At 41.7% G+C, this 6,679-nt stretch carries 4 protein-coding genes and 1 pseudogene; 2 read left to right on the forward strand and 3 right to left on the reverse strand.

Features of this window, described 5'->3' with window-relative positions:
* Positions 1–35: 35 nt before the first annotated feature.
* Both ENH88_RS08230 and ENH88_RS08235 read left to right on the forward strand, forming a co-directional pair.
* Positions 36–1,415 (forward strand): sigma-54-dependent transcriptional regulator, encoded by a 1,380-nt coding sequence (locus tag ENH88_RS08230; RefSeq protein ID WP_304181539.1) that lies wholly within the window; start codon positions 36–38, stop codon positions 1,413–1,415.
* On the forward strand, positions 1,416–2,699 hold the full coding sequence (locus ENH88_RS08235) for a sensor histidine kinase (RefSeq protein WP_304181541.1): 1,284 nt from the start codon (positions 1,416–1,418) through the stop codon (positions 2,697–2,699).
* Positions 2,700–2,704: 5 nt separating this feature from the next.
* Here the strand turns inward: ENH88_RS08235 and ENH88_RS08240 are convergent, their stop codons facing one another.
* From ENH88_RS08240 to ENH88_RS08250, 3 genes and pseudogenes are all read right to left on the reverse strand, one after another.
* Positions 2,705–3,214, reverse strand: coding sequence for a DUF2569 domain-containing protein (locus tag ENH88_RS08240; protein WP_304181543.1), 510 nt, complete (start codon positions 3,212–3,214; stop codon positions 2,705–2,707).
* An 820-nt stretch (positions 3,215–4,034) separates the two neighbouring features.
* A complete protein-coding gene (gene ylqF / locus ENH88_RS08245; RefSeq protein ID WP_304181544.1) occupies positions 4,035–4,988 on the reverse strand; it encodes a ribosome biogenesis GTPase YlqF in 954 nt (317 codons plus the stop codon).
* A 197-nt stretch (positions 4,989–5,185) separates the two neighbouring features.
* A pseudogene (locus tag ENH88_RS08250) lies at positions 5,186–6,218 on the reverse strand (virulence RhuM family protein).
* Positions 6,219–6,679: the final 461 nt, after the last annotated feature.

Consider the following 6,679-nt stretch of genomic DNA (forward strand, 5'->3'; position numbering starts at 1 on the left):
AGTAATGCTTTTGCTTGGTAAAAAAGAAGAACAACATGGACACAATTTTAGTTATCGACGACCAAGCCGATGTACGCATGGCCGCCATCGTGGCGTTAAATCAAATTGGCTATCAATGCATTGAAGCACAAGGCCCAGAGCAAGCGCTGGAACTAATCAGCAGCACAGCGATAAGCCTTATTTTGCTTGATATGAACTTTAAACTCGACACCACATCCGGTGCTGAAGGACTGCGATTTTTACAACAACTGCAGACCCTGAGCGCTAATATCCCGGTGGTAGTGATGACCGCATGGGCAAGCGTTGATGTTGCTGTAAAAGCCATGCAGTTGGGTGCGGTCGATTTTGTTGAAAAGCCATGGAACAACCTGCGCCTAACGGCAGTAGTGCAACAGCAGCTCAAACAACAAAAAACCAACCACGACAATGCGTGTTTAAAAGCATTGCATAGCACCAGCGATGCTAATTACATTGCCCTATCAGCCACTATGCAACAGTTATTAGCCCACGCTAAACGCGCAGCCCAAACTAATGCCAGCATTTTAATTACTGGCGAAAATGGCACCGGCAAGAGCCTCTTAGCACATTACATACATCAACATTCAAACCGCAGTGAGCAACGCTTCGTTAGCGTAAACATTGGTGCTATTGCCCCTTCATTATTTGAAAGTGAATTATTTGGTCATAAAAAAGGCGCCTTTACTGATGTCAAAGAAGACCGCTTAGGCCGCTTTGAAATAGCCAATGGCGGCACCTTATTTTTAGATGAAATAGCCACTTTGCCGCTGGAGTTGCAAAGTAAAATGCTCCGCGTACTCGAAAGCCAAGAATTTGAAGTGCTCGGCTCCAGTCAAACCCAAATTGCCGACGTGCGTATTATTGCTGCCACCAATGCAGAGCTTGCCAAAGCGATTGCAGAGGGCGAGTTTCGCCGCGATTTGCTGTTTCGACTCAACACCATTGAATTACACATTCCGCCCCTGCGCGAACGCCCAGAAGATATCGTTGAGTTGGCTAATCACTTGTTGGCGACACACAGTAAAAAATATCAGCGCAGCAGCATGACACTGACTGACGAAGCCAGGCTGGCACTTACCCAGTACCATTGGCCTGGTAATGTAAGAGAGCTTAGCCATTGTGTTGAGCGAGCCGTGATCATGAGCGATAACGACAATATTGACGCCAGTGATTTAACTCTTGAACAGCCCAGTAGTGAAGTCAGCAACAGCGCAACAGATAAGCAATCGTTGCCGCTATTACCGTTGGAAGAGCTAGAAAAACAAATGATCCAAAAAGCACTGGCTGAATTTAATGGCAATGTTATTGCTGCTGGGGAATTTTTAGGATTAAGTAAATCAGCCATTTACAGGCGCATTGATAAACACCAGCTTGATTTAAAAGAAGTAAACAGTTAAATGCCAACCAACCAGTCACTTGAACAACACCTTAAACGCTACCTTTATTTGGTGGTTTTCATCCTGCTGACGTTATCTATTTTGCTTGCGATCAGCTGGGATCTAGATTGGTTTGCCAGCATCAGTTTATTATTGCCGTTGCTCACTCTAACGGTATTTGCGGTGCTAAAAAGTTATCGGCTAGTTACCGATGTACTCGATCGGTTTGGCTTACAACTTGATGCCCTTGCGAATAACGAAAGCAACAGCTGGCACTTAGCAAAATACCAAGGCGGGCGTATTACCAGCCTAAAAGCCGATTTTAATAAACTCAGTAACAAAATTGCTAAAAATAAACGTCATTACATGCAGACCGAAGAGTTTGTATTTGAGTTTGTTGGCATGCTTGATTTACCCATTGTTATTTTAGACCCGCACGGATCAGTCTATTTCACTAATCAAGCATTCTTAAATAGTTTAACCACTCCTGACGTTGCTGGTTTAACAGCAAATAATCTCGGCCTCATATACAAGCAAGGCATCTGGCAACAAAGCGATGATTCATGCTTTGAGCAGCGTTTTCATATTTCATCACAAACATTTTGGCGTGCTGGGCGAAACTACGAATTACTGACCTTATTTTCGATTGAGCAACAACTACGTAGCAACGAGCAACAAGTATGGCAGCGATTAATACGCGTACTTAATCATGAAGTCAGAAACTCCCTCACACCGATTTCCTCAATGAGCCAATCATTGCTACTGATGAAGCAACAAGGGCAGATCAGTAACGCACCTGATTTAGCCAGCGACATGCTACAAGTGATTGAAAAACGCGCCCAACACTTGCTCGATTTTGTAGCCAGTTACAGCGCCTTTTCACAGCTGCCTGCGGCCAATAAGCAAGCCGTAACCACAGAACAAATCAATCTGAGATTGCATGCCTTATTTCCACAATTAGTTATTCAAGCAACTGAACCTCAGCACTTCAATGTAGATTTAGGCCAGTTAGAACAAGCACTGATCAACCTAATTAAAAATGCCTTTGAAGCCGGAGGTAACAGCGCACCAACTCTTAGCTGGCAACAACATAAAGATAAAGTTGTTATTGAGCTGCTCGATAGCGGCACTGGTATTAGCAACCCTGATAACCTCTTTGTGCCCTTTTATTCAACAAAAGCGCAAGGCGCGGGGATCGGTTTAGTGATCAGCCGCGAACTCATTCGTAATCAAGGTGGTCAGTTACAGTTATTAGACAATCCAAATGGCCAAGGTACACAAGTCAGCATCGCTTTACCTATATAGGTAAGTTAACGCACAAAAGTGGCTTTTACACGCTCTGAGATCAACATATACGGTACCCAAATAGCGACCGTAATAACCCCGCGGATAATTTCTAATCTGGTTTCGCCATCAAAAATAGGTGCATCAGGGATTATCATTCTTATTGCAAAGGCATCTGCAACAATAAAAACTAAACTAAATACCGCGATGCCAATATACCATTTCGGAAATTGTGCTTTTTTCTTAAAAAACAACACAATTAAATATAATGATGCAAGAGTGATCAGAGTATTAAATAGCATTTCGCTCAATAGTAGCGGCTCCCAGTAGGGGTGATAATAATCCCCAAACTGCGAGGTCAGTGATTGCCACGTACCCGTTGTAAATAAATCAGGGTAAGTACTTAGCATAAATGCAATTAATCGAAATGGCGCTACGACTACACCGATAGCAACTAAAATAAGCCAGCCTTTAATACCAACCAAGTCATTAGCTAGTCCGCTTTCAAGCGCTGGTGTTGTTTTTGTTTCTTCCATGATGTTTCCTTAATTTTTTTATCAACATCGCAGATTTATAGATTATTTACCAACGTTTATTTTCTACCGATGAGTATTATCAGTTCAATTTTTAATAAACAATTAGATTAAATCATAAATGATTGTTTTGTTTGGAGTATAAACCAAAAACAAATTAAATGAGAATTATTTTCAAATGAACGTTGACAGATTAGATAATCTAACTGATAATCAATATCAACAAGACGATAAAGCACCACGACTTGTACGGAATAAACTGTTTTGTTTCTCGACCCTGAAACACGTGTGGCGCACGTAAACAGCTAAGGTTACCTGTTATTAACCGCAACGCCCCTTGATGTTGATAACGGGTAACCGCCCTACATTTTACTTGCTACATTGCTCATATCGGTGACGGTAGATATGACACTAAAAAGCCCTTACGGGCTTTTTTTATACCTGAAATTCCTATGTAGAAAATATTTTTAGTATCTAAGCATTTAAAAATTAAAGAGAAGTAATAAACAACAAACTTTAATGAGAATTATTTTCAAATAGACATTGACACACCTTAAGATCTAATTGATAATCAATATCAACAAGACGATAAAGCTCTACGACTTGTACGGAATAAACTGACTTTGTTTCTCGACCCTGAAACACGTGTAGCCCACGTTAAAGCTATGGTTACCTGTTATTAATCGCAACGCCCCTTGATATTGATAACGGGTAACCGCCCTACTATTTTACTTGCTACATTGCTCATATCGGTGACGGTAGATATGAAACTAAAAAAGCCCTTACGGGCTTTTTTTATGTCTGTTATTTACTTCAGTAAATATTAACGGCGGTTTTTACGTGCTCGCGCTCGACGTTGTTTTTTCTCTTCTTCTTTAGCCGCTTTTTTAGCCTCAGCCGCAGCACGAAGCCCTGCAACCATCACTTCTTCTTCTTCACGCATGGCTGGAGTTTCCATAGTGATACGACCAATTATGCCATCGCGTAATTCATTAATTAGAATTTCTGACATTTTATAAGTATCAATTTGGTTACCACCACGAATACAACCACGCTTTTTACCCGCCATTTCAACAAATTCCCAATCACTTTCTGGTAATTCAGCAATTTTATAGCGTGCTTTTAACAGCTCAGGATAAGCATGTAATAAATATTCTGCGGTATAACTGGCAACATCTTCATACTCAAGTGCGGTATCACGTATCGCACCGGTAGCACCTAAACGGTAGCCCGAGTTTTCGTTTTCAACTTTTGGCCACAACATACCCGGCGTGTCGTACAGCATAATGCCATCTTCAAGCTTAATGCGTTGCTGCGCTTTAGTCACCGCTGGCTCATTACCAGTTTTTGCCACAATACGCCCCGCTAACGTATTAATTAACGTCGACTTGCCCACGTTAGGAATACCCATGATCATGGCTTTAATTTGCTTATCAGCACCCACTTTATGCGGCACCAACTTTTTACACAACTCATTAATACGGTGCACTTCCGCCGCTTTATCATTACCAAACGCAATCGCCTTTACACCACTTTCTTGCTCAAAGTAGTTCATCCACTCTTGGGTCATTTTAGGGTCAGCTAAATCCGCTTTATTTAAAATTTTAATCACCGGTTTGCCTTCACGCAGCGAAGCCACCATCGGGTTTTCACTACTATAAGGAATGCGCGCATCAAGCACCTCAATGATCACATCCATTTGCGGCATTATTTCTTTAATCTCATTTCGGGCTTTATTCATGTGCCCAGGGAACCACTGTATTCCTGCTCTACTCATTTGATTTTTAAACCTTTTAATTCAACCCATAACACCATGCTTTACTTAATTAAGTGCTATGCGGGGTACTGGGTGAATAATTTCGATTTATCACCTCAGCTAATGATGTGTAGTTTACTACAAAACACTAATTTAGTTCTTTATAAAAGAGCCATCTTATAGAGTAATGACTCAGTATGTTTTTACCGCTAGTATATTCATTTAGTCTTTGCGCTTTTTTTTGCTATTGCTTTGAGAGCGGCAATGTTGGCATGCGCACCCTCAGCCTCTTTTAAACGACGACGCTGCTCTGCAAACTTATCAAACTCCAATTTAGCTTTATCATCTGCTGTTTTTTTAGAGGTTTTTCCAGCACCTTTTAATACATCCCGTTCGTTAAAATTTAAAAACTGATCAAGCTTCTCAGCCCAGTTTTGTAAAAATACCTCCTTGCGGCGCAAAGCTTGATCTTCAGCAAAATCAAGCCACATAGTCACGATGCGATTAAGCTCTTTGATTTCATCTTCACGCAGGTAATTTTTGGCAATGATAACGTCGGTCTTTCGCACTTCATCACCTTTAAAGCTGGTTAGGCCCATATCCGGTTTACTGGCATCCACACGACTGGCGGGCGGTCATATGCGTGCAGGCATAGTGAAGTTTGTTCTGGATGGTTTGAAAGAAGCGATTAGTCTCTTGGTTGGATGGTTCATAGTCGGCAGCCATTGTGAGGATCTCCTTCACTCGCAGATATACTCGTCGTTCGCTGGCTCGGATATCGCGTATACGTTCCAGCATTTCATCAAAGTAATCTGGCACCGCAGAATGGTCAACAGGCGGATTTTTTAAACGCTCATCATCCATGGCAAACCCTTTGATAAGGTATTCTTTAAGGATCCCTGTCGCCCATTGGCGAAATTGTGTACCACGTTGCGAACGAACCCTATAGCCAACAGCCAAAATTGCATCGAGATTATAGTAGTCAATCTCACGAGATACTTGGCGAGTGCCCTCCAATCGAACCATCCGGAATTTCCGGATGGTTGCTTTTTGTACAAGCTCTCCTTCGTTGTAAATATTGATCAGGTGCTCATTAATAGTTCTTACATCTTTATCATAAAGATCAGCCATTACGGCTTGGGAAAGCCACAATGTCTCTGACTCAAAACGACACTCAACACGAGTTTGACCATCCGCGCTAGTGAAGAGCACAAACTCCCCTTGCGGGGCTTGAGGGGTATTGTCTGTCATTCAATTAACCTTTTGTATATGATCCACAGTGCTAAAGTTGGACACGACACTAAGCAATACTCTTTAGTTAAAATACTGCTGGGCCGAGATGAGATAGCTATTCGCACTATGCCCTCTTGCTTTGTTGTAATCAACGTCGATGTATTCGAACACCACTCAGCGCATTGTTTTACGGTCCACAATTAGCTCGCTATGAACGATAAGGCCTTTTGATTGTAGTGGCAAAAATTAGTTGACCACTACATTTTCCGAATTTTCTGAAGGGTGTTAATCTGATATTCAAAGCCTAGCCAAAAGCACGGCATAAAAGGGAAGCTATACGCTTCCCTTTAAAATAGTTTTAAGCTGTTTGTGCCTTTAAGCTTAACCAATTTTCTTGTTTTAGCTTGTTCAAAGCAGCAAGGATATGGGCCGGCTTCATTTGCGACTTTCTTGCATTCCAGCTATGTACTGTACTAATA

The organism is Pseudoalteromonas prydzensis (assembly GCF_011050055.1).
Classification (GTDB): Bacteria; Pseudomonadota; Gammaproteobacteria; order Enterobacterales; family Alteromonadaceae; genus Pseudoalteromonas; species Pseudoalteromonas prydzensis_A.